This window comes from Hwanghaeella sp. (assembly GCF_965227365.1).
In the GTDB taxonomy this organism is placed as follows: domain Bacteria; phylum Pseudomonadota; class Alphaproteobacteria; order UBA8366; family Aestuariispiraceae; genus Hwanghaeella.
Genome location: NZ_OZ245754.1, coordinates 2,974,985 through 3,001,312, shown reverse-complemented (window position 1 = coordinate 3,001,312; position 26,328 = coordinate 2,974,985). Strand labels below are relative to the sequence as shown.

The following is a 26,328-nucleotide window of genomic DNA, read 5'->3' as shown; positions in this document are numbered from 1 at the left end:
GCTGTCCGAAAACGATCCTTGAGGAGGCAATCAAATGACACTGCAGCGTAAGTCCTTTCCGATCGGAGGGCGCGGCTGGGACGATTTGAAGTCCGAGATGATGTCCCGCAGCACCGGCGATATCGATTGGCGAAAAGGCCGTACGCCGCTGTTCGTGTTCTATTCCGATGAAGAAACCTATGAGATCGGCAAAAAGGCCTTCTTTGAATTCTTCACCGAGAACGCCCTGGGTGGAAAACGGGCATTTCACAGTATTGGTGGAATGGAGCGTGACATACTCGACTACGGCCTTTCCCTGTTCTCCGCGCCGGAAGGCGCGGAAGGCGCCTTCACTACCGGCGGCAGTGAGAGCATCTTCCTGGCCTTGAAGGCCGCGCGGGACAAATTGCGCGCAGAAAAGGGCTTTCGGCCGGGCGAGGATAAACTGAACCTGGTAATGGGCATCACCGCGCATCCCGGTTTCGACAAGGCAGCAGCCGCGATGGATATCGAAATCCGGCGCGGGCCGGTCGGCGACGGAAAACGTATCTACGCGGCAAGCCTGCGGCCCTTGATCGACGACCGGACGATCGCGATCGTCGGCTCGGCGCCATGCTTCCCGCATGGTGTGGTGGACCGGATCGACGATCTGTCGGATCTGGCCTTGGAGGCCGGTGTCTGGCTGCATGTGGACGCCTGTGTCGGCGGCTGGCTCGCCCCGTGGTTCACGACGATCGGCCGGCCGACACCGACATTCGACTTCCGTTATCCCGGCGTGAAATCGATTTCCGCGGATCTGCACAAATTCGGGTTCTGTCCCAAGCCGGCCTCGACCGTTTTCTATCGCGATGCCGATGATCTGGAACGGGCGAAGTTCGATGCCGACGCCTGGCCCAACGGACGTTTCGTCACCGCCACTCTTGCCGGAACCCGGCCCGGCGGCGCGGTTGCCGCTTCCTGGGCGGTGCTGAATCATTTGGGCGAAAGCGGTTATTGCCGTGTCGCGCGAAACCTTTCGGCGATGATCGATGCCTATGTCGAAGGGGTGGAAAAACTCGGCTATCGGATGGTCGCGAAGCCCGACTTTTCAATCATCAACTATACGCGTGACGACGTCGATGTTTTCGCTGTCGCCGAGACGATGACGGAGCGCGGCTGGCTGCCGGGGCTGACCCGCAAGCCGAAGGGCTTCCACTCCATGATGTCTCTGTTGCACGAGGCGCCGCGAGAGGAATTCCTGGCGGACCTGGCCTGGGCGACGGACAAGGTGATGGCCGGGACCACCGAAAAGGCTACCATCGAAGCGACATATTGATGCTTGGAGAATGACCTGAAACGGTCGGGGAGGCTCGCGTCAGTCCAGCAGGACGGCGATCATCTCCGACCCGTTCGCGATGTCTGCGGCGATGACCTGAGCTACGGCATCGGCATCGCCGCGACGGACCCCCTCAATGATTTTCACATGGTTGTTGTAGCCGTTCAGGCCTTGGCGGTATTCGATCGGCAGTTTCGTGCGGGTCGGCCCGGTGAGCACCCATAGCCCGTCGATAATGCGTTCCAGATCCGGCTTGTCGGCGGCATGATACAGACTGAAATGAAACTCGGAATCGTAGCGAAGGGACTCATCGAACTCCTTGCGTTCGATGCCGTTGCGCATGGCTTCGTTCAGCTTTTCCAGTTTGTCCGCGAGGCTCTTGCCGGCCTTTTCAACAGCGACCTTTGCGGCCATCGGTTCCAGTGAAATTCGGATCTGGCTGATCGCGCGATAGCGTTCCTGCTGTAGAACGGGTATCGAAAACATATGTGTTTCAGATATTTCGATGGCGCCTTCACGGACAAGGCGCGCGATGGCATCCCGTGCAGGCGTCAGGCTGACGCCCATGGACCGGCTCAAGGCGCGTGCGGTAATGCGTTCGCCCGGTTTGAATTGTCCCTGTAATAGCCTCTGACGCAATTCCGCATAGACTTGCTCCGTCAGCGTCGCGCCGCGCACGATTTCCGTGTTTTTATCAGTCGCTGCCAAAGCTACAATCCCAATGGTGCCGCATGGTTGCGGCACCCATAATGCCACAAACTTCAGTACTACCTAAATCACGCGGCGCAGTTTATCGCCATATCACGTCACGGCAACTCCGAAGGGCCGTGGCGTGCCTGGGAAAAGATCCGGGTCCCGCGCCTCATTTTACCCGGACGGTCACGGTCCTGGTGGTTGATGCGTCCGCGAATGGCGGGGGCAGGTCCACCCGCACTTCGCCAGTATAGAAACCAGCCGGCCAGCCGCCCGACGGTGCCTTTTTTCCCGCATACTGGAATTGTCGTGCCCTGGTTCTGGGGATTGTCTGGCTCGTATTGATCAGGTTGCCGCCGTCGGGGCCTGAGACCGAGAAACGAATGGTGCTGCCTTCCGGTACCCCATAGACGATCGTATAGATGTAGAGCGCGGACCGATTGCCCGGCAGGTTCGTCGGTGGCGGCGTCTTCTGTATTCCGCGGAGAGTTGGGGTTGTGACGGAAAACCCCGCATGTCGGATCAGTGTCGGCGCGTAGTCTCCGAAAGCGGTCAGGGCCGTATCGGACCACATCGGCGTACCGCCCTCGCAACGGGGCGTTTCGGATGCGCTGTGCCCCGTGAAGGGGTCGACGACCAGGGTGTCGCGACTCAACCGGAAATGCAGGTGCGGTGTCTCGCTTCTACCTGAGTTTCCAATCAACCCCAAAAGCGCGCCGGAAGAGACCCTTTGCTGCGGCTTGACCTGAATACTCCCCTGTTTCAGATGGCAATACTGCGTAAACCACTCACCGCCATGGGAGATGCGCACGCCATTGCCGCATTCACGCCCCTTTTCTCCGGCGATGTCTTTGCCAAGATCATTGTCCGGCATGCCATCCCGAACGCCGACAACGGTACCCGCCGCCGCAGCACGAACGGCGACGGTTTGGTCGGTATCGAATGCGTCGATCAGAGCGATGTCAGTGCCCTTGTGCCCCTCATAGGTCCGGGGGCCGCAGCGATGGTCCCGATAGCCGGGTCCGCTGTCCAGGTCGACGAATGAAAGGATCCAGCAGTCCGCACCGATCCGGCAATCGGCCGGGAAGTCGAGCGGCGGAGGAGTTTGCGCGTGAAGGGGACCCGATAAGACAATTGCCAGCAGGCAGGCGGTCAGCGCTTTCAGGGCGATCTGCATCCTCAATCTCTAGCGTAAAAAGAAAAACGGCGCGAGCCCCGTGCATATAGCACTTTGGGCCCGCGCCGCCTCTGTCTTGTCGTTTGAAGGATCGAGCGTTGGATCGGGTTTAGAAGAGGCCCTGCACCAGCCCGGCTTCGTCCAGATGGATCGAGTTGGCAGCCGGGGTGCGCGGCAGTCCCGGCATCGTCATTACCTCGCCGCAGATCGCGACGATGAATTCTGCGCCGGCCGACAGGCGGACCTCGCGTACCGGCACCACATGGTTCGTCGGTGCGCCCTTCAAGTTCGGGTCGGTTGAGAAGCTGTATTGCGTCTTCGCCATGCAGACCGGCAGGTGGCCATAACCGGCTTCTTCCCATTGCGCCAACTGATCGCGGACCTTCTTGTCGGCGATGGCCTCTTCGGCCCCATAGATGTTCCGACAGATCGTGTTGATCTTCTGGAACAGGCCTATGTTGTCGTCATACAGCGTGCGGAATTGCGCGCCGCCGTTTTCGCAGAGTTCGACAACCTTGGTGGCGAGGGCTTCCGTACCCTTGGACCCATCGGCCCAGTGGTTGCATTCGATGGCTTCGACGCCGAACTGGGTGACATATTCCTGAACCGCGGCCAGTTCCGCATCGGTGTCGAGCGTGAAGCGGTTGATGGCGACGACGGCCGGAACGCCGAACTGTCCCACGTTGCGGATATGCCGGCCGAGATTCTCCAGGCCCTTTTTCACCGCGTCCACATTCTCTTCGCCCAGTTTGTCCTTGGCCACGCCGCCATGCATTTTCAGCGCGCGGATGGTGGCGACGATGACCGCCGCGTCCGGGCTCAATCCCGCCTTGCGGCATTTGATGTCGAAGAACTTCTCCGCGCCGAGGTCGGCGCCGAAGCCCGCTTCCGTCACGGTGTAGTCGACCAGTTTCAGGGCCGCCTTCGTCGCACTGACGGTGTTGCAGCCATGGGCGATGTTGGCAAACGGACCGCCATGGATGAAGGCCGGGTTGTTTTCCAGCGTCTGAACAAGGTTCGGCATCAACGCGTCCTTCAACAGGACCGTCATCGGGCCTTCAGCCTTCAGGTCGCGGGCATAGATCGGTTCCCGGTCGCGCGTATAACCGACGACGATGGCGCCCAGGCGCCGCTGCAAATCTTCCAATCCGTTGGCAAGGCAGAAGATCGCCATCACTTCCGACGCCACGGTGATGTCGAAACCGGTTTGACGCGGGAAGCCGTTCGCGACGCCGCCCAGGGAAACGACCGTGTCGCGCAAGGCGCGGTCGTTCATGTCCATCACGCGGCGCCAGGCGATGCGGCGTTCGTCGAAGCCCAGGCTGTTGCCCCAATAGATATGGTTGTCGATCAGCGCCGACAGCAGATTGTGGGCGGAGGTGATCGCATGGAAGTCGCCGGTGAAGTGAAGGTTGATATCCTCCATCGGGACCACCTGGGCATAGCCGCCGCCGGCAGCGCCGCCCTTGACCCCGAAACAGGGACCAAGCGAGGGTTCGCGCAGGCAAATCATCGCCTTTTTGCCGATGGCGTTCAGGCCGTCGCCAAGACCCACCGTGGTGGTCGTCTTGCCTTCGCCGGCCGGTGTCGGGGTGATCGCGGTGACCAGGATCAACTTGCCGTCCGGCTTGTCCTCAAGGCTTTCCAGAAAGTCGAAACTGACTTTCGCCTTACTCGGGCCGAACTGCAGCAAAGCATCTGTCGGAATGTCGATCTTCGCGCCGATCTCGGTGATCGGCTGCATGGATGCTTCGCGGGCAATTTCGATATCGGACTTCGCCATTGTTTTCCCCTACCGGCACGCCTCCGCTTTTTCGCGGTGCCTGTTTTGATGTTTGAATTTCGGCTGCTGGCCTGACCGTGCGGAGCACGGGCCACCATGTGCGAACGCTATAGGGAAGAGAATTGGGGGACTGCGCCCCTGCGACCAGTTTTACCGCAGGCACGACTTTCGAAACCCTGCGCGGCAAGCAGGCTCGTCCGCGCAGGGGCTTAATATCGCGGAAACGCTATTTTCCGTTAAAGACCGGATCCCGCTTCTCGAAGAAGGCGGCCAGGGCTTCGTGATGGTCTTGCGTGGTATGGGCGATGCCCTGATAGGCCGCGCACATTTCCAGATGCGTCGCCAGGGTTTGTTGCTGTCCTTCCCGCATCAGGCGTTTTGCGAAACGGACCGCAATGGGCGCGCGGCTGGCGATCCGCTGGGCGATGCGTTGCGCTTCCGCGACGATGCCGGGGCGCGGGAGGATCTTGCTGATCAGGCCGATTTCTTTCGCCTTCGCAGCGCTGGCGGGTTCGCCCGTCAGCAGCAATTCAGCGGCCGCCGCGTTGCCGACGATCCGGGGCAGAAACCAGGCCGCCCCGTCGCCCGGCGCGATGCCGATATTCACGAAAGGCAGTCCGAACGAGGCTTCGGGGGAGGCAATGCGGATATCGCACATGCAAACCAGGTCGACCGCCGCACCGTAACAGGGGCCGTTTACCGCGGCGATGACGGGGATGTCCAAACCATAGAACAACGGCGGCACACGCAGGACACCGCGCAAATAGGCATCGCGGATTTCGGCCGGGCCGCCTTCGAACATATCCGTCTTGTCGCGCATATGTTTGACATTCCCGCCCGCGGAAAAGGCCTTTCCGGCTCCGGTCAGGACCACGGCCCGGATAGTGTCGTCCGCCTTGATGCGTTCTATTGCCGCGATGAATGCCTCGACCATCGTCTCGTCGGAAAAGGCATTCAACTCATCCGGACGGTTCAGCGTCAGGGTGGCGACATGGCCGTCTTGTTCGTACAGGACCGGATCGGACATTTCAGAGAATCTCCAGCACCTGTTCGGGCGGACGACCGAGCGCGGCCTTCGATCCCTTGATGACCACCGGACGCTCTATCAGGACAGGATTCTCGGCCATTGCCGCGATCAGGGCTTTCTCGTCCGTGACGGCATCCAGGCCCAGTTCCTTGTAGACCGCTTCCTTGGTGCGCATCAGGGAACGCGCCTCGATTCCGAGTTTCTTGAGGATGGCGGCGATCTCGTCCGCGCTCGGCGGCGTCTTCAGATATTCGACGATTTCCGGCTCTATCCCCTTGTCCTGAAGCAGGGCCAGGGTCTGGCGCGATTTGGAGCAGCGTGGATTGTGATAGATGGTGACAGTCAACTCGTCCCTCCCATTTCCGGCAGTCTGTGGTCGACAGGCGTTCTACCGTTCTGGGGCAGGATGCGCCATAGAGCGTTCGTCGCGCCTGTTTTTCCATTTGCACAGCGATAGATCGGTCTGTGCCGATCATCACTGGTCAAGAACGGCTCTTCCCTGATACCTTTCTATGAATTCGCGGTATAACACGTGGTTTTGCAATGCGTTATCTGGTCTTCGTCGCGGGCTTCTGTGCTGCCTTTTTGCAATTGGCTATTTTCGGCGCCGCTGCTTGGGCGGAGGAGCGGATCGCCCTCGTAATCGGAAACAGCGCCTATACGAATACAAGTCCGCTGAAGAATCCTGCGAACGACGCGCAACTGATTTCAGAATCCCTGCGCTCCGTGGGCTTCACGGTCTTCGAGTATCATGACCTCGATCAAAAGGACATGAAACGCGCGGTCCTGGAATTCGGCGATCTGCTTGTCTCGAAAGGACCGGATACGGTTGGCCTTTTTTATTATAGCGGCCACGGCATTCAGGCGAATGGCACGAACTATCTGCTGCCCGTCGACGCGACGGTGAAGCGCGAGAAGGATGTCGATATCGAAAGCGTCCGGGCGGAATCGGTTCTCCATGCCATGGAGGAAGCCGGCAATCGCTTGAACATCGTTGTTCTGGACGCCTGCCGAAACAATCCGTTCGAAGCGTCCTATCGCGCCGTCAACCAGGGGCTTGCCCGCATGGACGCGCCCAGTGGCACGCTGATCGCCTATTCGACCTCGCCGGGCCGTGTCGCCACGGATGGCGAAGGGCGCAACAGTCCCTATACCTTCGCGCTTGCCCGTGCCATGCGGACGCCGGGCCTGTCGGTGGAGGAAGCGTTCAAGCAAGTACGCGTTCGCGTCATGGAACGGACGAGTAACGAACAGGTGCCGTGGGAAAGTTCCAGCCTGACCGGCGCCTTTAGTTTCGCCGGCGGGATCGACGGACAGCCGGAGAGGGTCGAACTGGCGGCCTTGCCGCCCGCAGGGGCGCAATCGACCGGCAATGCGGTGAATGATGAGGTCGTTTTCTGGCAGTCTATTCAGGCCAGCGACAACGCGTCCGACTTCCAGGCCTATCTGGATGCCTATGGCGAGGAAGGGATCTTCGGGACCTTGGCCAAGAACCGGATCTTCGAACTGAAGAAACCCGGCGCTGCGAAAGCGGTGCAGAGCCGCGCCTTGATGACCGACGACGAAGCCGCCCGCGCCGCGATCGAAAAGGCCCAGAAGATGATGGCGGAAATGCGCGAGAACAGCGCCGCTCTTCTCGGCAAGAAGGATCAACCCCTTGCCGAGAAGTTGGAGAAGTTTCGCGGCATGCTGGGATTCATCGTCGATTTCGATGTCATGTCCCGTTTCGTCGTGGGCAAATATCGGGAGCAGATGACGCCGGAACAGTATGAGGACTATCAGGCGCTTTACCGCGAACTTTTCCTGTCCGTCTATGATTTCACGTCGGGCGAGACCTGGGCCGGCGGTTTCGAGATCGAACAGGTCCGCCCCTATGGCGGCGACTATCTGGTCAAGCTGCGGCTCGGCAAGCCGGGGCCGGATCAGAAGAAGGTCGGGCTGCGCATTCGGCGCAAGGATAACAGCTTCTTCGGTTTCGTGATCATCGATGCGCTGGTTGCCAATGTCAGTATCCTGAAGACCCAGCATGACGATTTTCAGGCCATCCTGGCGCGGCAAGGCGTCGACGGGCTGATCGCGAAACTGACGGAACTGGCCGGACCGGTCGAGGCACCGCTCGCCATTCCGAACTAACGCGCGGCCGTTGATGGCCCGGAACTTCAAAACTGTTGTGCCGCCTGCCCCCTCGTTATTTCCGCATCCGCGCGGTACCAGATAGGGAGGACGTTCGGCGGTTGCGCCGCGCCGCTCTATGATTGGACCCGATATTTGACGACGACTGATAGTTTGGGACGCGCGCCGCGCCAAACGCTGCGGGCTTTGTCCTGGATGCTGGTGGCCACCGTTTCCTTCGCGTCGATGCACGCGCTCGTCCGCCACATCACGCAGGAACTGCACTTTTTCGAGGTCGCCTTCTTCCGCAATTTCTTCGGGGTTGTGGCGTTGCTGCCGCTGTTCCTGCGTTATGGTTTCGCGCCTTTGCGAACCAACCGCTTGGGCCTGTTGACGCTCCGCGGCGTGATCAATATCGGCGCGATGTTCGCCTTTTTCTATGCGCTCTCGGTAACGTCGCTAGCGACCGTGTCGGCACTTTCCTTCAGCGCGCCCATTTTCGTGACTATCCTGGCGATCTTCTTCCTTGGCGAGGTCGTGCGTGCCCGCCGGTGGGCCGCCATCGTGATCGGTTTCGCCGGCGCCATGGTGATCATCCGTCCCGGCATCATCGAGGTCGATTTTGGGATGCTGGCGGTGCTTCTCTCCTCCGCTCTCTGGGCGGTCGCTCTGATCGTCATCAAAATCCTGGGGCGGACGGAGTCGAGCCTGACCATCACCGTCTATATGGGCGTGATCATGGCCCCGCTTTCCCTGGTGCCCGCGCTTTTCTATTGGGAATGGCCGAGCCTGGAGCAATTGGCCTGGTTGGCCGGGGTCGGGATCATGGGATCCGTCGCGCAATTGACGATGACGGAGGCGCTGCGTCTTGGCGAGACGAGTGAAGTGATGCCGCTCGACTTCCTGAAACTGATCTGGGCCGCGGCGATCGGGTACCTCGCATTCGGCGAATTTCCCGACCTCTTCACCTGGATCGGCGGTTTGATGATTTTCGCCAGCGCGACCTACATCGCCATCCGCGAGTCGAAACAACGGCGGCGTGCGGCCCAGGCCGAACTGGCGGCGCTGGAGCGCTGAGTACCGACCGATCACACTTGCCAACTTTAATTTGTTCTCATAATGTTCTTTTTCAAGAAAAGGCATAAAGAGGACGGGTATGGCGACGACACGCGAAAAGTTCGACCGGTTCAAAGCGCTGCATGACGGCGACGGCGCCTTCGTGATCCCCAATCCTTGGGACGCCGGATCCGCCCGTCTGTTGAGCTCCCTCGGGTTTAAGGCTCTTGCGACGACCAGCGCCGGATATGCCTTTTCCGTCGGCCGACGCGATTCCTTTGCCGGATTGAGCCGGGCGGAACTGCTGGCCAATGCGCAGTCGATTGTCGAGGCGACGGACCTGCCGGTTTCAGCGGATCTGGAGGATGGGTTCGGTGCATCGCCCGATATCTGTGCGGAGACGATCCGGATGGCATCGGCAACGGGGCTCGTCGGCGGTTCGATCGAAGACGCGACGGGCGATCCGGCGAATCCGATCTTCCCGTTGGAGGCCGCGGCCGAACGTGTCGCCGCGTCGGCGCAGGCCTCCGCCGAACTGCCCTTTGTCTTGACGGCGCGGGCGGAAAACTTCCTATGGGGCCGCCCGGACCTGAAAGACACGATTGCGCGGTTGCAGGCGTTTTCCGAAGCGGGGGCGGACGTGCTCTATGCCCCGGGTCTGCCGGATATTGAGGCGATCCGGACGGTTTGCCGCGAAGTCGATAAACCGGTGAACGTCGTCATGGGTTTGCAAGGGCCTTCCTATAGCGTGGCGGAATTGTCCGATGCCGGGGTGCGGCGGATCAGTGTCGGCGGGTCTTTTGCCCGCGCGGCCCTGGGCGCGCTGCAGCGCGCCGCGCAGGAGGTTCTGACCCAAGGCACGTTCACCTATGCGGAGCAGGCCATGCCGGGCAGGGAGATCGGCGCCCTGATGTCGCAGGGGCACTTGGAACGGCGCAGTTGATGGCGCCGGCGCTTTACGCGCAACAGGATGGAGGACTGAAATGATCACCGGTGGATGTGAGTGCGGAAAGGTCAGGTTCGAGGTTCCGGCGGTGAGGGAGACCGTGACGGTTTGTCATTGCAGCCAGTGCCGCCGAACCAGCGGGCATATCTGGTGTCCTGAGACCCGAGTTCCCTCCAGCTTAGCGCCGAGTCCTTGGGTTGATTTTTGACCTCATGCGGCTTGGTTTTCCAGCACCCATTTGGATGCGTATTCCCTTGGCGTGACGTTGCCGAGTGAGGAATGTGGTCTGTGTCGGTTGTAGTCCTCCTTCCAAGCATTGATGGCGATCCGCGCTTCCCCGAGCTCCGTGAAGAGCGTCTCGTTGAGGCACTCGTCCCGGAACCTGCCGTTGAAGCTTTCCACGAAGGCGTTCTGCTGCGGCTTGCCCGGTGCGATGTAGTGCCATTCCACGCCGGTCTCCTGGCACCATCTCAGCACGGCCATACTGGTCATCTCCGTGCCGTTGTCGGAAACCACGGTCCTGGGCTTGCCGCGTCGGGCGACGACCGCATCCAGCTCCCGCACCAGCCTGGTACCCGACAGCGACGTGTCGGCGATCAGCGCCAGGCACTCGCGGGTATAATCATCGACGACGGCGAGGATGCGGAACCGCCTTCCGTCGGTGAAAGCGTCGCTCAGGAAGTCCAGGCTCCAACGGTCATTCGGCCGGTCGGGCAGCTCCATCGGCCGGCGCGTGCCGAGCGCCCGCTTTCGGCCGCCTCGGCGCCGGACCTGTAGCTTCTCTTCCCGATACAGCCGTCGGAGCTTCTTCTGGTTCATCTCGATCCCCTGACGCTGCAGCATGATGTGGATGCGGCGGTAACCGAACCGGCGGCGTTCCGAGGCAACGGCGCGGATCTTCTCCCGAAGAGGGCCGTCATCGGGGCGGATGCTCCGATAGCGCACACTCGACCGATCGACGGCCAGAACCTTGCACGCCCGACGCTGGCTGACCTCGAAGGCTGCCTGCACATGCAAAACCGCATCGCGCTTCGCACCGGGCGTTACCATTTTTTTGAAGCGACATCCTTCAGGATGGCGTTGTCCAGCATCTGCTCGGCGAGCAACTTCTTCAGACGGCGGTTCTCATCCTCCAAGGCCTTCAGCCGCCGGGCATCGGAAACCTCCATCCCACCGAACTTGGCCTTGTACTTGTAGAACGTCGCCTCCGAGATCCCGTGCCGGCGGCAAACGTCCGCCGTCCGCTCACCCGCCTCCTGCTCCTTCAATATCCCGATGATCTGCTCTTCAGTGAACCTGCTGCGCTTCATGTTCCGTCTCCTTCACGGTGACGGACTCTACTCTAAAATGGAGGAAGTTCAGGGTCTCAGGACACTGGGCGTCGACCAACGCGCGGTTCGAGGATCTCTCGATCCTGGTGGATGACGGTCTCGAATGGTACGCCTCCTCCAGTTTCGCGAAACGCGGATTTTGCCGGTTTTGCGGATCCAGCCTGTTCTACCGACAGAATGCGGAGGATGGGATCGCCATCGCCGCGGGCTGCCTCGACGATACTTCGGGTCTCTCGACCGGAAAGCATATCTTCGTCGCCGACAAGGGCAGTTATTACGAGATTGGTGACGACGCGCCGCAGATCGACAAACACTGATCGGTCCCCTGCCGACGTTTAACGGGCCAGAAAGGGTCGTTTTCCATACACCTCGCCGCCGGCTGACGGGCAAGGTTGTCCTTGCTTGGTACAAGCGCTCGGTCTGGCGAGCGCGGCGGGAATGGAGGCGACATCATGGCGCGAGCGGCAAGACGGGCGCGACGGCAGGGAAAGGACAGGGGAAAGGTTCCGCAACTGCCCTGGACACGTGTCGACAATCCCTACCCGCCCCTGGAACCGCTGTCGTCGGATCAGGTGGAGGCAATCCATCTGGCGTCGCTCGACATCCTCGAAAACCTGGGCATCGAGGTCATGGGAGAGGATGTCCAGGCGCTGTTCCTTGCGGCGGGGGCCGAGGTCGACAGCACGACCGGGATCGTCCGGCTGGATCGCGGTCTGGTCGACCGGGCGCTCTCGACGGCGCCGTCCTCCTTCACGCTGACACCCAGAAACCCGGCGCGCGCCATCACCGTCGGCGGCAACCGCATCAATTTCGGTTTCGTTTCCGGGGCGCCGAACGTTCACGACCGCATCAAGGGGCGGCGCGCGGGCAATATGCGCGATTTCAAAACCTTGATGAAATTCGCCCAGAGCTTCGACTGCGTTCATTTCATGGGAAACCAGGTCGCGCCGCCCATCGAACTGCCGCCCAATAACCGTCACTTGGACACCTATCGTGCCGCCCTGACATTGACCGACAAGATCGTCAGCGGTGTGCCGATCGGCGGCGGCCGCATCCGCGATCTGATCGAGATGACGGCGATCGTCCGCGGTCTGTCCGTCGACGCGCTGGCCGGGGATCCCACCGTGCTCGGCAATATCAACATCAATTCGCCGCGCAAGCTGGACCAGGAGATGGCCCATGGCGCGATGATGCTGGCCCGGCATAACCAGGCGACCATCGTCACCCCCTTCACCTTGATGGGCGCGATGACGCCGGTGACGATGGCGGCCGCCCTGGCGCAGCAGAATGCGGAAGCGCTACTCGGCATCACGCTGACGCAATTGGTTCGGCCGGGGGCGCCGGTGGTGTACGGCGCCTTTACCTCCAATGTGGACATGCGGTCCGGCGCGCCGACTTTCGGCACACCGGAAAACGCGAAGGCGAACCTGGCGGGCGCGCAGCTTGCCCGGCGGTATGGCCTGCCGCACAGGACCAGTGCCTGCAATGCATCGAACACGGTCGATGCGCAGGCTGCCTATGAAACGGAAATGGCCCTGACCGGGGCCGTCTTCGGGCATGGCAATCTGATCTACCACGCGGTCGGCTGGCTGGAAGGGGGGCTGGTGGCGTCCTTCGAAAAGATCATCCTGGACGTGGAGCTGGTCCAGCACATGATGGGATTGCTGAGCCCGATCGACACGTCCAGGGAGGCACTCGCGCTGGATGCGATTGCGGAGACGCCGCCGGGCGGGCATTTCTTCGGCTCTCCGCACACGATGGCGCGGTACGAAACGGCTTTCTATCAGCCCTTGTTGTCCGATTGGCGCAACAGTCAGGCCTGGGAGGAAGCGGGTGGCGAAAACGCCACGGAACGGGCGACGGCACTCTGGCAGCAGGTGCTGGCGGACTACAGTGAACCGGCTATGGAACCCGACCGGCTCGAAGCGCTGGACGCTTTTATCCGCACCCGTCGGCAAGAAATCGGCGACGGCGATCCCTGAAGTCCTGCGGCTCCGGGCATGACCTGAGCCCGGATGTCAGGACCGCAACCGGTGGGCCGGCAGGCGCACGGTCACCGTGGACCCTTCGCCGGGGGTGCTTTCGATCGATATCGTCCCGCCATGGGAATGGACCAGCGACCTTGTCACGGTCAGTCCCAATCCTGTCCCGGACCATCCGTGATTGTGTGAGGACCGTGCCTGGCGGAACGGTTCGAAAATCATCTGTAGATCGCTGTCGGGGATCCCGATGCCGGTATCGGCAACCCGCAGCAGCGGCCGCCCCTCGTCGTCGACCGCGGCACTCAACGTGACCGACCCGCCGGCCGGGGTGAATTTGATGCCGTTGGACAGAAGATTGATCAGGATCTGCCGAAGGGACCGTTCGTCGGCATAAAGCAGGGCGGGGGCGTCGTCACACTCCAACTCGATGTGAACACCTGCCTCGTCGCCATGCCCGCGCAGCATCGCCACGACGGACTGCAGCAGTTGCGGCAGGTCCAGTTCGGCTTCTTCCAGCTCCAGTGCCCCGGCCTCGATCTTCGATACATCCAGGACGTCATTGACCAGACTGAGCAAATGGCGGCCGCTATCGACGATTATCCTGGCATATTCGTCGTAGCGCGCATCGCCGAGATCGCCGTAAACATGATCCGTCATGGATTCGGCAAACCCCAGGATGGCGTTCATAGGCGTTCGAATCTCGTGCGCCATGTTGGACAGGAACGCGGTCTTCGCCTGGCTGTGCTGGCGCAACATTTCATTCGCCTGCCGAAGGGCTTCTTCCAGGCGTTTCCGTTCGGTGATATCGCGGACGATGCTGACGATGCCGCCTTCCGGCGTCAGGGACTGCCGACGTTCCTGAACCCGGTCCTCCAAATATTGCAGCACGACGGTGGGCCCGTCCTTTTGGAGTTGGGCGCGCCGTTCCTCGAAGTTCAGGGGGAGGCGTTTGAAATTGGAATTGTCGTAATCGATCTTGCCCAGTTGGTCGTATGTAGACACCCCAGGCGTGGTTTCCGCCGTGCCATAGCCATGCATCATGCGGAACGCGTCGTTGCACATCTCCAGCTTGCCGTCCGGCCTGTAGAGGGCAAACCCGTCGGTAACATTACTGAGCGCGGCCCGAAGCCGCTCCTCAGCCAATTGCTGCGACTGCGTTTTCAACCCGTCTTCAAGCTGCTCAAGCTCGGCAACCAGCTCCGCCGCTGGCTTTTCAAGGCGTTGTTGGCGGATATCCAGCGGGTCGTGCATGTACGAAATCCAAAACTACCTGAGCGAGTTTTCTGAACGATGAACTGCCGGTACCTTTCGAGCCGAGGGAGCAAGGGGCCGGTGTGCCGGTGGTTTTAAGTATCTTCGGCGCTGGTTAAAATCCGATTAATCCATCGGGTGTAGTATGTTACCTCGCATCCCGGCACGCATGTGCATGTCGCGAATACGCTTGTGCGGCCATGTCAGCACGCTATGGTTTTTTACTGTTTCAACCATCGTATCCCGCCGTGCCATGACCCTATTCGACGCGTTGCCCGAAAGACTGCCGCAGAAATTCGGTTTCGTACTGGTGGAGAGTTTCCCTCTGATGGGATTCGCCTCGTCGCTGGAACCGCTGCGCGCCGTCAATTTGCAAACCGAGAAGAAGGTCTTCGATTGGGTCCTGCTTTCCGAGGACGGCAAACCGGTGAACAGCAGTAGCGGATTGACCGTCGTGCCCGACGCGGCGGTGGGAGGCGACGATTTCGATGCGGTCGTCGTCGTGGCTGGATTGCATGCGGAAAGCGCGGTCTGTCCGAATACGATCAATTGGCTTCGTCGCATCGTTCGCAGGGGCGTTACGGTGATCGGGGTTTCGGCGGCGTCCTACATATTCGCGAAAGCGGGGATTCTGGACAATCGCAAGGCGACCATCCATTGGGAACATGCGGACGGCTTGCGGGAGGATTTTCCGCATTTGGATATCTCAGCCGAACTGTTCGAGATCGACGGTCCGGTCGTAACCTGTGCCGGTGGCACGGCGGCGATGGATATGATGCTGCACCTGATCGAACGGCAGCTCGGCCATAATGTCGCGACCCGGGTGACGGACTGGTTCCTGGTCAAGCAGATCCGCCAACCGCATGAGGATCAGCGGATGGATCTGCGGGCACGGATCGGGGTCAGCCATCCGAAGCTGCTGGCGGCAATCGGCTTGATGGAAGAGAACCTGGAAACCCCGTTGAACCGCAACGAGATCGCCGCCGCGGTCCGCCTGTCGACCCGGCAGTTGGAGCGCCTGTTTCAGAAATACCTGCGGTCAACGCCGCGGAAGTATTATTTCTCGCTGCGCATGCACAAGGCGCAACTGCTGCTTCGCCAGACGGCCTTGCCGATCCTGGAGGTCGCGCTGGCCAGTGGTTTCGTGTCCGCCTCGCATTTCGCCAAGAGCTACCGCGAATTCTTCGGCCGGAACCCGCGCGCGGACAGGGGACCCGGCAAGTGACGTCTCAGTCGGTATTGGCGATTTCGTCCAAGCGTGTCTGAAGGCTCAGCCTGTCGAGCGACGCGATCGGCAGATTGACGAATATCGTTATCCGGCTCATCAGCATTCTGTAGGTGTCGCCGAAGGCCGCGGCGATTTCCGCCTCTGACCCTCGATGCTCCTTCGGGTCCGGCACTCCCCAATGGGCGGACATCGGTTGACCCGGCCAGACCGGGCAAACTTCCTTGGCGGCGCTGTCACAGACCGTGAAGACGAAATCCATCTTCGGGGCGTCCGGCTTGGCGAATTCGTCCCAGGACTTCGACCGAAACCTGCTGGTGGTGTGGTTGAGTTTTTCTAGCAGGGTTATCGCCCGGGGGTCGACTTCACCGGCGGGATGGCTACCGGCGCTGTAGGCTTGGAATTTGCCCACGCCTTCCCGGTTCAGGATCGCCTCGGCCATGATGCTGCGCGCGGAATTTCCGGTGCACAGGAACAGGACGTTGAAGGGACGGCCATTCATTTCAGGTGGTCCTTCTGCAAGTATCGGGTTGTTGTTCGACCGCGGCTGCCTGTATGCCGCAGAGTTCGGGCCTGCCGCCGCAGCAGTCGTCGGTGAGAAACCCGATCAAGTCGCGTATCCCCGCAACATCGACGGCATAGAAGACATTGCGATGGTCCCGACTGGACCGGATCAGCTCGGCTTTCTCCAGCAGTCTGAGATGAAAGGACATATTCGGCCCGGTGAGGCCAAGCTCCGCCGCCAGATCCCCTGCCGAAACGCCGTCCGTGCCCGCCTCGATGAGCCGTCGGAACGTATTCAATCGGTGCCTGTGCGCCAGGGCGCCAAGTTTTGTGACTGCTGCTTCCGTATCCATGACGCTCTTATTTCAATGATCATTGAATTGAGCAAATGAACCTTTCATGACAGTCCGACCTTCTCGATAGCGGTAAGTAAATCTCAACTGGCCGGCATGGCAGGGGAGGATGTCGCTTCTGCGAAATTCCTATGTCGCATCCGTGGTTTGAAGAAATTGCGATTTCTCCGATTTGTTGCCGCCGATCGTCAGAGACCAAATGGCTCCGAAGACGGTTGTGGCCCTGAGTTTTCGGAGTAGTTGCGATGTCGCCATATTTGTCGCTTTCCCGGCGTTTGCGCGTGACGCCGTTCAGCCGCCGCGTCGATGCCGCCGGTGTGCAGGCCTTCACCGTCTACAACCACATGCGGCTGCCGACCATGTTTCAGTCGGCAGAGGAAGATTGCCGTCACCTGAAGCAGAAGGTTCAGGTCTGGGATGTTGCTTGTGAACGCCAGGTCGAGATCGTCGGGCCGGACGCGAAACGCCTGATGCGTATGCTGACCCCGCGGGACCTGGAGTCGATGGATGTCGGCCAATGCCGATACATACCCGTCGTGGACGATCGGGGCGGAATGCTGAACGACCCGGTGGCCCTGAAGCTCGCGGACGACCGATATTGGATCTCGTTGGCGGACAGCGACCTGTTGCTCTGGGTGAAGGGGCTGGCCTTGGGGGCGGGTTTCGACGTCGACGTGAACGAGCCGGATGTATCGCCGCTGGCCGTGCAGGGACCGCTGTCGGACACGTTGATGGCGCGCGTCTTCGGAGAGGCCGTTCGCAATGTCCGCTTCTTCCGGTTCGGCATATTCGAATTCGCTGGGCGCGAATTGCGGATCGCCCGTTCCGGTTATTCAAAGCAGGGCGGCTTCGAGATCTATGTCGAGGGATCCGATCTGGGCGAACCGATTTGGGACGCGTTGTTCAGTGCCGGTGAAGACCTCGACGTTCGCGCTGGCGGGCCGAACATCATCGAACGGGTCGAATCCGGTTTGCTTTCCTACGGCAACGACATGACGCGTGAGAATTCGCCGTTCGAATGCGGCCTTGGCAAGTTCTGCGATCTGGATACGGCGGAAACCTCTATCGGCCGCGAGGCGTTGTTGCGTGAACGCAATCAAGGACCGCTGAGGATGATCCGCAGCCTGGCGATTTCCGGCCCCGCGCTGACGCCCTGTTCCGGCGAATGGCCGGTCATGGCGGATGGCGTGCGGATTGGTCAGATCACCTCTTCAGCCTGGTCTCCGGATTTCGGGACGAATGTCGCTATCGGCATGATCGACCGCAGCCATTGGCATGATGGAAACGAGGTCATGGTTGAGACTACGGAAGGCACCCGTTCGGCCGTCATAAGAGAAAAAAGCTTTAACTGACTGACTCTTATACCCTTTCTGAAAAAGGGTTTGGCGAACGAATCGATTCGGGTATGGTGATTCTCGTCGCCGCCGAAACCGGCGGCGTTGATCGTTTCTTCGTTCCCGATGCCTTGGTTCCGCATCGGCAAGCGATCTGATGGTGGGGATAACCAGAATGGTGTCGGGATGGTAAGGGTCAAAAGGGCGTTGTCGGCGCGGGCGCAGGAAGCGCTTGAACTGATTGCGGGGGCAACCGTGTTTCACACGGTTCAGGATACCGACAGCATGCATCTGCATGCCCAGCACGGGAATGCGACCCTGACATTGGTAGTGCCCATGTCGGCCTGGACGGAACTCCGTTCCCTGGTCGAATGGGTCGAAGGGCCCGAACTGGGCGATCAGGTCCTGCGGTGCAAACGCACGACGACTGTGCGCCTGTTCGATCAACCGCCGGAACCGTCGAACGAGGTCCAGTCCCCGGATGAAGTCTTCGAACAACTCGACCTTCCCCTGCCGACGTTGAGCGACCACGCGGCGCTTGAGGCGGCCGGTCAGCAAACCCTTAATTTATCGATCTAGACGCGGCGCTGAAGAGGCGGAGGATTCCGTCGACGTCGGTATATTGCATCCGACTCCAGGCCGCGTGCCCCGCAAGACATTCCGAACGAATGGGTAATCAATCTGTACTGCGGCGCACTTTGTATTATCTTTAAGCTGTTCATTTCGCGGCTGATTAGGCGTTTGCGGTGCAAAGAAATATTGAAAATTGAATAATCACAATGGGTTAAAAACATTCTGTCCTTGACCCGTGTGGGAATTCCCCTTTCACTCACGGAACCGTGATCAAAGTGCACCGCTAAAAATACTAACCCTATGACCGAATCCGGCATCGACGAGAAAATGTTCATCGGCCCGCAACAGGTGCCGGTCTGGCCGTCGGGCTTGGGGCTGAAGCATCTTGACCCCTTGGTTTGCGCAACGGTTTTTCCCGATAACGACGTCATCCGTTCGGTGCTTGAGCCGAAGCTCTTGGAAGCGGAACGGAGATTCCGTGAAACCGAACCCAACCGATGGGAAGGCGGGGGCGGTGCGAAGATCCGGGATCTGATCGACTGGGACTGTCCGGCGATGAAGGTCCTGAATGCCCGCGCCATGGCTGCTTTCAAGCGCATCACCGGGGCGGACACCGCGTTTATCGATGACGTTTGGGGCAACGTCTACCGCAAGGGCGATTTCATCGGACCCCACGGGCATCGCCGAACGGAAGTCAGCGTCGTCTACCATTTGGTTCCGCCGAATGAAGAGGACCGCAAGAACTTCAACGGCGCGCTGGGGATCACCGATCCCCGTGTGGCGCGCTGCTGTCCGACGGCCAAGGGGCTCGTCACCTCGCAAGTGTACCCGCCGCTCAACCCGGGCACGATGGTCTTGTTTCCAAGTTTCGTAACTCACTACGTGACGCCGCATACCGGCGACGAGCACCGCATCAGCATCGCCTGGAACATCGACAGGAAAGACATACCCGGCCATCCTTCGGATGAACCGTTGTTGTAGCGTTTGCGGATGTCGGGGACGGGCTCAGCCGGTTCAAAGAAAAAGGGCGGCCACAGAGGGCCGCCCTTCTCGTAAATACACTCGGTCATGCCTCAGCCGGCCGCGGCGACCGCCCGTTTGGCCATGACGCTGATCAGGTGCGCCCGGTACTCCGCACTGGCATGGATGTCGCTGTTCAAGCCATCCGCCGAGACGGAAATGCCGGACAGGGCGTCGGCCGAGAAATTGCTCGACAGCGCCGCTTCCATTTCAGAAACCCGGAACACCCCGTCATCACCCGCGCCGGTCACGGCAACGCGCACGCCGGAGGGACCTTTGGCGACGAAAACGCCGACCATGGCGTAGCGGCTGGCGGGATTGGCGAACTTCATATAAGCGGCCTTCTCCGGAACCGGGAAATTGACCGAGGTGACGATCTCGTCCTCTTCCAGTGCCGTGTCGAACAGGCCGGTGAAGAAGTCCTCGGCTGCCAGCTCACGTTTGTTGGTGACCACGGTGGCGCCAAGCGCGACCAGGGCGGCCGGATAATCGGCGGCCGGATCGTTGTTGGCGATGGATCCGCCGATCGTGCCACGGTTGCGAACCTGCGGGTCGCCGATGTTGTCGGCCAACTCGGCAAGGGCCGGGATGGCCGCTTTGACATCCGCCGATGCCGCCACGGCGCCATGGGTCGTCATCGCGCCGATGGTCAGCGTACCGCCGCTGGCCGAAATGCCGACCAGATCGCCGATCCCGCCGAGGTCGACCAGATCGCTGGGCGCAGCGAGGCGCTGTTTCATGGTCGGGATCAAGGTCATCCCACCGGCGACGAGTTTGCCGTCCTCGGCGCCCGCGATGGCGGACGCCGCGTCGGCAAGCGAACCCGGTTTGTGGTAGTTGAAGTCGTACATGCTGTCTTCTCCTTAACGGTCCGTCTCTTCGAGACGTCGCTTGCCTTATCGTTATTCAGCGGCTGCTTTCGCACCCTGAATTGCCTGCCATACCTTTTGCGGCGTGGCCGGCATGGAAATATCGGTGACGCCCATGCCGCTCAACGCATCGACGATGGCGTTGATAACCGCGGGCGGCGATCCGATTGCTCCGGTCTCTCCGACACCTTTCACACCCAGCGAATTGTGCGCGCACAGCGTCGTTTCGTTGGAACATGTGAAGTTGGGCAGATCGTCGGCCCGTGGCATCGCGTAGTCCATGTAGGACCCGGTCAGCAACTGACCGTTTTCGTCATAGACACAGCCTTCCAGCAGCGCCTGACCGATCCCCTGGGCGAGCCCGCCATGGGTCTGACCGGCGACAATCATCGGGTTGATGACGCGGCCCACATCGTCGGATGCAGTCACCCGGTCGATCTTCACCACACCGGTATCCGGATCGACTTCCACTTCGACAATGTGGCAGCCGCCGGGATAGGTGAAGTTCATCGGGTCGTAGAAAGCCTGTTCCTCCAGCCCCGGTTCCAGCGTCTCATGCGGGAAGTTGTGGGGCACATAAGCGGTCAGCGCGACTTCGCCGAAGGCCATTTCCTTGTCCGTTCCGGCCACGGTGAACTTGCCGTCCTTGAACTCGATATCGGCTTCCGATGCCTCCAGGACATGGGCGGCAATCTTCTTCGACTTGTCGATGATCTTGTTCATGGCCTTCATCAGCGCTTCGCCGCCGACCGCAAGCGAGCGGGACCCGTAGGTTCCCATGCCGAAAGCGACCTTGTTGGTATCGCCGTGGCTGATCTCGATCTGATCCAGCGGCAGGCCCAGCGTTTCCGAAACCAACTGGGCAAAGGTCGTCTCGTGACCCTGTCCGTGGCTGTGGGATCCGGTGAAGACCGTGACGGAGCCGGTTGGATTGACTCGGACATTAGCGCTTTCGAACAGGCCCGCCCGTGCGCCGAGTGACCCGACAACAGCCGACGGCGCAATGCCGCAGGCTTCCACATAAGTGGAATAGCCGAGGCCGCGAAGCTTGCCCTTCGCTTCCGAAGCGGCCTTGCGGGCGGCAAAGCCCGCGACATCGGCCTGCTTCATGGCGGAATTGAGCGTCGCTTCGTAATCGCCGCTGTCATATTGCAGGGCGACCGGCGTTTGATACGGGAACGCGTCCCGCGGGATGAAGTTCTTCCGACGGATTTCGTCCTGCGGAATTCCCATTTCCCGCGCGGCCCGGTCCACCACCCGTTCGATCAGGTAGCTTGCTTCCGGGCGGCCCGCGCCGCGATAGGCATCGACCGGCGTGGTATTGGTGAAGATGGCCTTAACGCCCGCATAGATCACCGGCGTCGTGTAAACGCCTGCCAGCAGCGTTGCATAAAGATAGGTCGGCACGCAGGTCGCGAAGGTCGACAGATAGGCGCCCATATTCGCCTTGGTGTTGACCTTCAGCGCCAGGAACTTGCCGTTCTCATCAAGGGCCAGCTTGACGTTGGTGATGTGGTCGCGGCCATGGGCATCCGTGATGAAGCTTTCCGACCGTTCAGCCGTCCATTTGATCGGCCGACCGACCTTGGGCGCGGCCCAGGTGACAATGGCTTCTTCGGCATAGTGGTAGATCTTGGATCCGAAACCGCCGCCGACATCCGGCGCGACAATGCGCAGTTTGTGTTCGGGGATCTGCAGCACGAAGGCGCCCATCAGAAGCCGGATGACATGCGGATTCTGACTGGTGGTGTAGAGCGTGTATTCCCCGGTGGCCTTGTCGAAAGACCCGATAGCCGCCCGCGGTTCCATGGCGTTCGGCACCAGGCGGTTGTTGACGATGTCGATTTCCGTCACGTGGTGCGCGCCGGCAATCGCATTGTCGACTTCGCTTTCGTCGCCCAATTCCCAGTCGTAGCACAGGTTGTTCGCGACATCGTCATGAACCAGCGTGCCGCCATCCAGGGCCTTGTTCATATCGACCACGGCCGGCAGTTCGGAGTAGTCGACTTCGATCAACTCGGCCGCGCTGCGCGCCTGTGCCAGGGTCTCCGCGATGACGACCGCAACCTGGTCGCCGACATGGCGAACCTTGCCCTGCGCCAGCGGCGGGTGGCCCGGTTCCGCCATCGGCGAGCCGTCCTTGTTGTGGATCTGCCAGCCGCAGGGAAGGGATCCCACTTCCATATCCGCACCGGTGAAGATCGCAACAACACCCGGCGCGGCAGAAGCGGCGGCGGTGTCTATCGAATTGATCTTCGCATGGGCATGCGGGCTGCGCAGGATATAGGCGAAGGTCTGTCCCGGCTGATTGATATCGTCCGTGTAGGTACCGCGTCCGGTCAGGAAGCGGTAGTCTTCCAAGCGCTTTACCGAAGCGCCAATGCCTGTCTCGCTCATTTTACCATCTATCTCCCTGGACGGTCGCACGTCCCTTCGCCCGCCATGGGCCGGGGCGGGGCGCCGTCACGTTGATAAACGCAATCGGCAGAGGGGCGCCGTTCAGGTCTTCTCCCCCATTCCCACCAAGGTGGGGCCGCGTTTACATGTTCGCGGCGCCCTCTTTGATGGACTTCACGATGTTGTGGTAGCCGGTGCAGCGACAGATGTTGCCTTCCAGCCATTCGCGGATTTCTTCCTCACTCGGATTCTTGTTGTTGTTCGCAAGGTCGACCGCGCTCATCACCATGCCGGGGGTGCAGAAACCGCACTGCAGGCCATGGTTGTTGCGGAATGCCTCCTGCATCGGATGCAGGTTGTCGCCATCGGCCAGACCTTCGATCGTGGTGACCGCGGCGCCGTCGGCTTGAACCGCCAGCAGGGAGCAGGACTTCATCGACTTGCCGTCGACATGGACGACACAGGCGCCGCATTGGCTGGTATCACAGCCGACATGCGTTCCCGTCAGTCCCAAATTCTCGCGTAAAAACTGAACCAGCAACGTCCGCGCTTCGACTTCACCCGAAACGGACTTGCCGTTCACCGTCATGGAAACGGTCGGCATACTATGCCCTCCCTTGCGTTAAACAATGAGCCAGAATGTACCAAAGGCAGAATTTCCCTGTCGCCAGTTCGTTCCGCCGTGTTGTCTTGATGGAAGGGAACCGGCTCGGTTCCCTGCGCACCCCGTCCTTCGTGTCGACCTGCCGTGCCGGCCGCTTCTACTGATTACCAAAGGGATTTTGGGGCCGGCACAATCGTAAATCAACCCTGATCCCTGTGAGACTTAGGAACAGGGGGTATTCCGCCGCGCGGTAGAATGAAACCGGTTCGGCCATTCCTCTTTCAGGTCCCTGTTTCCTGTACTAGCGTAGATGACTTTGGGGGAAACGGCGGAAAGCCAAAATGGCGGATAGGCGGGAAAGAGCGCTGAAAAGGCGGGCGCGACGCAATTGGATCGTGCTGTTGGCGCGATTCGTCGTGACCGTCCTGTTATACGTCTTGTACGAGGTGTGGCACGACGTCATTCCGGGGGCCGACCCGGCGCTTCCCGATTCCGTCCTGTTCATCCTGCATCAGGTGGTCGGCGTCTTCCTGTTCATTGCCGGCGCGATGACGGTCAATTTCGCGCTGCGGCACTATTTCTGGCATGGCTGGGTCGAGGCACGCGCCGAAACGCAGGTGCCCAGTCTGCTGGTCGACATTTCGGCCTTCGCGGTTTGGGTTGCCGGCCTCATCGCCACTCTCAGTATCGTATTCGATGTCTCCGTTTCCGCCTTCGTGACGACGTCCGGCATCGTTATCGCGGTGATCGGATTCGCGCTGCGCTACATGATCTCCGACGTCTTCACCGGTATCGCGCTCGGCCTGGAGCGGCCCATCAATATCGGCGATTGGGTGCAGTTGGAGGACGGCACCCTGGGCAAGGTCGTGGAAATAAACTGGCGGGCGACCAAGCTGATCACCAAGGAACAGACCGGGGTCGTCGTGCCGAACACCTTCCTGGCGACGCATCCCTTCACCAACTTCAATTGGCCCGAGGATTATTTCCGGGCCGAGTTCGATATCGTTCTCGATTACGAGGTAACAAGCCATCAGGCGGAGCGCATTCTTCTGTCGGCGGTCACGCAAGTCGAGGACTCCACGGCCCTTCCACGCCAGCCTGACGTCAGGATCAAGGATTACACGCCGCGTGGCATAAAGTGGCAGGTGCGATACTGGGTGCCCAGTCACGAGGATCTGGACCGGATCCGGTACCAGGTGAAACGAAACATTCTCAGAAACCTGCATTTCGCCGGGCTGCGGGTGCCGCATGAGAAACTGGACCTATTGAATTCCAAGGAATCCGCGGACCTGCCCAGCGCTTCGGTCAGGGACGTGATGTTCCTGCGCGACGTGCATCTGTTCGATTCCATGAACGACGAGGAATTGCAGAAACTGCGCAACAGGATGCGCGAGCGCCTCTGCATCCAGGGCGAGGCGATCGTCCGGCAGGGGGAGGAGGGCGACTCGCTGTTCCTGCTGCGCGAAGGTTACCTGGACGTTTTCATCGACAATGACGACGGCGACCGCATCATGGTGGGGCATCTGCTGCCCGGCATGTTCTTTGGGGAAATGTCGCTTCTGACCGGGGCGCGGCGGGCCGCGACCGTCATTCCCAGCGTCGATGCCATCGTCTTCCAGATTTCGAAAGAGGATATCCGCTCCTTCCTGGAAGAAAGCCAGGATCTCGTCCGGCAATTGAGCCTGGCTTTGGCCGAGCGGCAGATGATGAACGACCGAAAGCTGACCGAAGGCGTCACCGAGCAGGAGATCGAACGCGTTCGCCAGACCGCCGCCGACCGTTTGTTCCAGAAAATCCAGGGCTATTTCGGCCTGATGTACTGACCCTATTCCGGGAGGGCGCGACCTGTGAGGGAGCGTGGTGGGCACTAGGTCGGACGACACCTTTCCTGAAATGCTTTCTCGAATGCGATGAGAGAACTGGTGAGCAGTTCGAACAGATCGCTCAAGATGGGCGACGGGACACGCCGCGCCGGCTCGACGGCGATGACCTCAAGCGTCAAACCTTCACCGGCGAGCGGCCTTACGCAGAGCGCGCCGCTCTCGATCTCCGGGGCCACCATCACCGCCGGCAGGATGGTCTTGAAATCGCTGTTCTGAATGTACTCAAGAGTCCCGAACATCGAGTCGAAATCCATTAGCGCCTCGAATTCGACGCCGCGGGAGCGGAGATAGGCAAGCACCTTCCGGCGACGAATGTTTCCCTTTGACTGCAGGATCATCCGCACCGGGGACAGGGCGCGGACATCAACCGGAACCATGTGCGGCGCGCCCGCTCCGTTCCGGTCGACCAGAACTTCACGCGTAGGCCCGATCAGTCGGCAACGCAGAGACGGCGGGGCATCGAAGGCTGGAACGAGTGCCGCATCCAAGCCGTCGCCGACCACCTCGTCGATCAGTTCAGAGCTCGCCCGCTCGATGACCCTTATCGTGACGTTCGGGTTGGCCGTGAGATAACGCCTCAAGACGGGGCCGAGGATGGATCGTGTCAGGGCGGGCATCACGCCCAGCGTGACACTGCCGGTCGCCCCGCGGCCAAGGTCCGAGATGCCCTGTTCGACAATCGAAATGTCGCGCAGCAGGGTGTTCGACCGGGCGTATAACTGCTGCCCTGCCGGTGTCGTCGTCGCGCCGCGCAGGCCGCGTTCGAGCAGTTTCGTGCCCAGAGCCTGTTCGAGTTTCGCGACCTGCTGCGAGACGCCGGATTGGGTCGCGTTCAAACGCGCGGCCGCGGCCGTAAACGACCCTTCCTCGACCACGGCGGCGAAGACTTTCAGGCGTTCGATGGAAAGCATGCC

24 protein-coding genes are annotated in these 26,328 nt (G+C 60.7%); 11 read left to right on the top strand and 13 right to left on the bottom strand.

Features of this window, described 5'->3' with window-relative positions:
* Positions 1 to 34 precede the first annotated feature (34 nt).
* Complete coding sequence (locus ACQK2G_RS13705; protein WP_425405599.1) at positions 35 to 1,294, top strand: pyridoxal phosphate-dependent decarboxylase family protein; 1,260 nt, start codon at positions 35 to 37, stop codon at positions 1,292 to 1,294.
* A gap of 39 nt (positions 1,295 to 1,333) precedes the next feature.
* On the opposite strand, the gene ACQK2G_RS13700 is transcribed toward ACQK2G_RS13705, so the two are convergent.
* The 5 genes from ACQK2G_RS13700 to arsC form a co-directional block, all read right to left on the bottom strand.
* Positions 1,334 to 2,002, bottom strand: a complete 669-nt coding sequence (locus ACQK2G_RS13700; protein ID WP_425405598.1) for a GntR family transcriptional regulator — start codon at positions 2,000 to 2,002, stop codon at positions 1,334 to 1,336.
* 154 nt (positions 2,003 to 2,156) lie between these two features.
* Positions 2,157 to 3,164, bottom strand: coding sequence for a M23 family metallopeptidase (locus ACQK2G_RS13695; RefSeq protein WP_425405597.1), 1,008 nt, complete (start codon positions 3,162 to 3,164; stop codon positions 2,157 to 2,159).
* Positions 3,165 to 3,273: 109 nt separating this feature from the next.
* Positions 3,274 to 4,947 carry a formate--tetrahydrofolate ligase gene (locus ACQK2G_RS13690; protein WP_425405596.1) on the bottom strand — a complete coding sequence of 558 codons (1,674 nt, stop codon included), beginning with the start codon at positions 4,945 to 4,947 and terminating at the stop codon, positions 3,274 to 3,276.
* Between the two features lie 226 nt (positions 4,948 to 5,173).
* The gene (locus tag ACQK2G_RS13685; protein WP_425405595.1) at positions 5,174 to 5,974 is read right to left on the bottom strand and encodes a crotonase/enoyl-CoA hydratase family protein; all 801 of its coding nucleotides are present in this window, start codon (positions 5,972 to 5,974) and stop codon (positions 5,174 to 5,176) included.
* Between the two features lies 1 nt (position 5,975).
* On the bottom strand, positions 5,976 to 6,320 hold the full coding sequence (gene arsC, locus ACQK2G_RS13680) for an arsenate reductase (glutaredoxin) (protein WP_425405594.1): 345 nt from the start codon (positions 6,318 to 6,320) through the stop codon (positions 5,976 to 5,978).
* 197 nt (positions 6,321 to 6,517) lie between these two features.
* Between arsC and ACQK2G_RS13675 the strand changes: the two genes are divergently transcribed.
* The 3 genes from ACQK2G_RS13675 (at position 6,518) to ACQK2G_RS13665 (ending at position 10,085) form a co-directional block, all read left to right on the top strand.
* Positions 6,518 to 8,107 (top strand): caspase family protein, encoded by a 1,590-nt coding sequence (locus ACQK2G_RS13675; RefSeq protein WP_425405593.1) that lies wholly within the window; start codon positions 6,518 to 6,520, stop codon positions 8,105 to 8,107.
* Between the two features lie 135 nt (positions 8,108 to 8,242).
* A complete protein-coding gene (locus ACQK2G_RS13670; RefSeq protein ID WP_425405592.1) occupies positions 8,243 to 9,163 on the top strand; it encodes a DMT family transporter in 921 nt (306 codons plus the stop codon).
* Between the two features lie 79 nt (positions 9,164 to 9,242).
* Positions 9,243 to 10,085: an isocitrate lyase/PEP mutase family protein gene (locus ACQK2G_RS13665; RefSeq protein WP_425405591.1), complete on the top strand. Its 843-nt coding sequence runs from the start codon at positions 9,243 to 9,245 to the stop codon at positions 10,083 to 10,085.
* 213 nt (positions 10,086 to 10,298) lie between these two features.
* Here the strand turns inward: ACQK2G_RS13665 and ACQK2G_RS13660 are convergent.
* A protein-coding gene (locus ACQK2G_RS13660) for an IS3 family transposase (RefSeq protein ID WP_425404068.1) occupies positions 10,299 to 11,398 on the bottom strand; the annotation gives its coding sequence in 2 pieces (ribosomal slippage) (positions 10,299 to 11,146 and positions 11,146 to 11,398; 1,101 coding nt in all).
* 107 nt (positions 11,399 to 11,505) lie between these two features.
* Between ACQK2G_RS13660 and ACQK2G_RS13655 the strand changes: the two genes are divergently transcribed.
* Together ACQK2G_RS13655 and ACQK2G_RS13650 are read left to right on the top strand one after the other, a co-directional pair.
* Positions 11,506 to 11,736 carry a GFA family protein gene (locus ACQK2G_RS13655; RefSeq protein ID WP_425405590.1) on the top strand — a complete coding sequence of 77 codons (231 nt, stop codon included), beginning with the start codon at positions 11,506 to 11,508 and terminating at the stop codon, positions 11,734 to 11,736.
* Between the two features lie 135 nt (positions 11,737 to 11,871).
* Entirely contained in the window at positions 11,872 to 13,401 is a 1,530-nt protein-coding gene (locus tag ACQK2G_RS13650) for a trimethylamine methyltransferase family protein (protein WP_425405589.1), read from the top strand.
* Positions 13,402 to 13,437: 36 nt separating this feature from the next.
* Here the strand turns inward: ACQK2G_RS13650 and ACQK2G_RS13645 are convergent, their stop codons facing one another.
* Complete coding sequence (locus ACQK2G_RS13645; RefSeq protein ID WP_425405588.1) at positions 13,438 to 14,652, bottom strand: ATP-binding protein; 1,215 nt, start codon at positions 14,650 to 14,652, stop codon at positions 13,438 to 13,440.
* A 175-nt stretch (positions 14,653 to 14,827) separates the two neighbouring features.
* Here ACQK2G_RS13645 and ACQK2G_RS13640 point away from each other — a divergent pair, with 175 nt between their 5' ends.
* On the top strand, positions 14,828 to 15,877 hold the full coding sequence (locus tag ACQK2G_RS13640) for a GlxA family transcriptional regulator (RefSeq protein ID WP_425405587.1): 1,050 nt from the start codon (positions 14,828 to 14,830) through the stop codon (positions 15,875 to 15,877).
* Positions 15,878 to 15,881: 4 nt separating this feature from the next.
* On the opposite strand, the gene ACQK2G_RS13635 is transcribed toward ACQK2G_RS13640, so the two are convergent.
* Together ACQK2G_RS13635 and ACQK2G_RS13630 are read right to left on the bottom strand one after the other, a co-directional pair.
* Complete coding sequence (locus tag ACQK2G_RS13635; protein WP_425405586.1) at positions 15,882 to 16,379, bottom strand: arsenate reductase ArsC; 498 nt, start codon at positions 16,377 to 16,379, stop codon at positions 15,882 to 15,884.
* A 1-nt stretch (position 16,380) separates the two neighbouring features.
* Entirely contained in the window at positions 16,381 to 16,734 is a 354-nt protein-coding gene (locus ACQK2G_RS13630; protein WP_425405585.1) for an ArsR/SmtB family transcription factor, read from the bottom strand.
* Between the two features lie 245 nt (positions 16,735 to 16,979).
* On the opposite strand from ACQK2G_RS13630, the gene ACQK2G_RS13625 reads away from it, so the two are divergent.
* From ACQK2G_RS13625 to ACQK2G_RS13615, 3 genes are all read left to right on the top strand, one after another.
* The gene (locus ACQK2G_RS13625) at positions 16,980 to 18,086 is read left to right on the top strand and encodes a dimethylsulfoniopropionate demethylase (RefSeq protein WP_425405584.1); all 1,107 of its coding nucleotides are present in this window, start codon (positions 16,980 to 16,982) and stop codon (positions 18,084 to 18,086) included.
* Positions 18,087 to 18,254: 168 nt separating this feature from the next.
* Positions 18,255 to 18,647, top strand: coding sequence for a hypothetical protein (locus ACQK2G_RS13620; RefSeq protein WP_425405583.1), 393 nt, complete (start codon positions 18,255 to 18,257; stop codon positions 18,645 to 18,647).
* A gap of 294 nt (positions 18,648 to 18,941) precedes the next feature.
* A complete protein-coding gene (locus ACQK2G_RS13615) occupies positions 18,942 to 19,622 on the top strand; it encodes a putative 2OG-Fe(II) oxygenase (RefSeq protein ID WP_425405582.1) in 681 nt (226 codons plus the stop codon).
* 92 nt (positions 19,623 to 19,714) lie between these two features.
* On the opposite strand, the gene ACQK2G_RS13610 is transcribed toward ACQK2G_RS13615, so the two are convergent.
* From ACQK2G_RS13610 to ACQK2G_RS13600, 3 genes are all read right to left on the bottom strand, one after another.
* On the bottom strand, positions 19,715 to 20,512 hold the full coding sequence (locus tag ACQK2G_RS13610) for an FAD binding domain-containing protein (protein WP_425405581.1): 798 nt from the start codon (positions 20,510 to 20,512) through the stop codon (positions 19,715 to 19,717).
* Between the two features lie 51 nt (positions 20,513 to 20,563).
* On the bottom strand, positions 20,564 to 22,927 hold the full coding sequence (locus ACQK2G_RS13605; protein WP_425405580.1) for a xanthine dehydrogenase family protein molybdopterin-binding subunit: 2,364 nt from the start codon (positions 22,925 to 22,927) through the stop codon (positions 20,564 to 20,566).
* A gap of 142 nt (positions 22,928 to 23,069) precedes the next feature.
* Complete coding sequence (locus ACQK2G_RS13600) at positions 23,070 to 23,531, bottom strand: (2Fe-2S)-binding protein (RefSeq protein ID WP_425405579.1); 462 nt, start codon at positions 23,529 to 23,531, stop codon at positions 23,070 to 23,072.
* A 341-nt stretch (positions 23,532 to 23,872) separates the two neighbouring features.
* On the opposite strand from ACQK2G_RS13600, the gene ACQK2G_RS13595 reads away from it, so the two are divergent.
* Positions 23,873 to 25,354 (top strand): mechanosensitive ion channel family protein, encoded by a 1,482-nt coding sequence (locus ACQK2G_RS13595; protein WP_425405578.1) that lies wholly within the window; start codon positions 23,873 to 23,875, stop codon positions 25,352 to 25,354.
* 44 nt (positions 25,355 to 25,398) lie between these two features.
* Here the strand turns inward: ACQK2G_RS13595 and ACQK2G_RS13590 are convergent, their stop codons facing one another.
* Positions 25,399 to 26,325, bottom strand: a complete 927-nt coding sequence (locus ACQK2G_RS13590; RefSeq protein WP_425405577.1) for a LysR family transcriptional regulator — start codon at positions 26,323 to 26,325, stop codon at positions 25,399 to 25,401.
* Between the last annotated feature and the right edge of the window lie 3 nt (positions 26,326 to 26,328).

Bases quoted from the DNA above. Each gene is read 5' to 3' on its own strand.
- ACQK2G_RS13705 (WP_425405599.1), top strand. From the start codon at position 35: ATGACACTGCAGCGTAAGTCCTTTCCGATCGGAGGGCGCGGCTGGGAC.
- ACQK2G_RS13695 (WP_425405597.1), bottom strand. From the start codon at position 3,164: ATGCAGATCGCCCTGAAAGCGCTGACCGCCTGCCTGCTGGCAATTGTC.
- ACQK2G_RS13690 (WP_425405596.1), bottom strand. From the start codon at position 4,947: ATGGCGAAGTCCGATATCGAAATTGCCCGCGAAGCATCCATGCAGCCG.
- ACQK2G_RS13685 (WP_425405595.1), bottom strand. From the start codon at position 5,974: ATGTCCGATCCGGTCCTGTACGAACAAGACGGCCATGTCGCCACCCTG.
- ACQK2G_RS13675 (WP_425405593.1), top strand. From the start codon at position 6,518: ATGCGTTATCTGGTCTTCGTCGCGGGCTTCTGTGCTGCCTTTTTGCAA.
- ACQK2G_RS13665 (WP_425405591.1), top strand. From the start codon at position 9,243: ATGGCGACGACACGCGAAAAGTTCGACCGGTTCAAAGCGCTGCATGAC.
- ACQK2G_RS13650 (WP_425405589.1), top strand. From the start codon at position 11,872: ATGGCGCGAGCGGCAAGACGGGCGCGACGGCAGGGAAAGGACAGGGGA.
- ACQK2G_RS13645 (WP_425405588.1), bottom strand. From the start codon at position 14,652: ATGCACGACCCGCTGGATATCCGCCAACAACGCCTTGAAAAGCCAGCG.
- ACQK2G_RS13640 (WP_425405587.1), top strand. From the start codon at position 14,828: ATGTCGCGAATACGCTTGTGCGGCCATGTCAGCACGCTATGGTTTTTT.
- ACQK2G_RS13635 (WP_425405586.1), bottom strand. From the start codon at position 16,379: ATGAATGGCCGTCCCTTCAACGTCCTGTTCCTGTGCACCGGAAATTCC.
- ACQK2G_RS13630 (WP_425405585.1), bottom strand. From the start codon at position 16,734: ATGGATACGGAAGCAGCAGTCACAAAACTTGGCGCCCTGGCGCACAGG.
- ACQK2G_RS13625 (WP_425405584.1), top strand. From the start codon at position 16,980: ATGTCGCCATATTTGTCGCTTTCCCGGCGTTTGCGCGTGACGCCGTTC.
- ACQK2G_RS13620 (WP_425405583.1), top strand. From the start codon at position 18,255: ATGGTAAGGGTCAAAAGGGCGTTGTCGGCGCGGGCGCAGGAAGCGCTT.
- ACQK2G_RS13615 (WP_425405582.1), top strand. From the start codon at position 18,942: ATGACCGAATCCGGCATCGACGAGAAAATGTTCATCGGCCCGCAACAG.
- ACQK2G_RS13610 (WP_425405581.1), bottom strand. From the start codon at position 20,512: ATGTACGACTTCAACTACCACAAACCGGGTTCGCTTGCCGACGCGGCG.
- ACQK2G_RS13605 (WP_425405580.1), bottom strand. From the start codon at position 22,927: ATGAGCGAGACAGGCATTGGCGCTTCGGTAAAGCGCTTGGAAGACTAC.
- ACQK2G_RS13600 (WP_425405579.1), bottom strand. From the start codon at position 23,531: ATGCCGACCGTTTCCATGACGGTGAACGGCAAGTCCGTTTCGGGTGAA.
- ACQK2G_RS13595 (WP_425405578.1), top strand. From the start codon at position 23,873: ATGGCGGATAGGCGGGAAAGAGCGCTGAAAAGGCGGGCGCGACGCAAT.
- ACQK2G_RS13590 (WP_425405577.1), bottom strand. From the start codon at position 26,325: ATGCTTTCCATCGAACGCCTGAAAGTCTTCGCCGCCGTGGTCGAGGAA.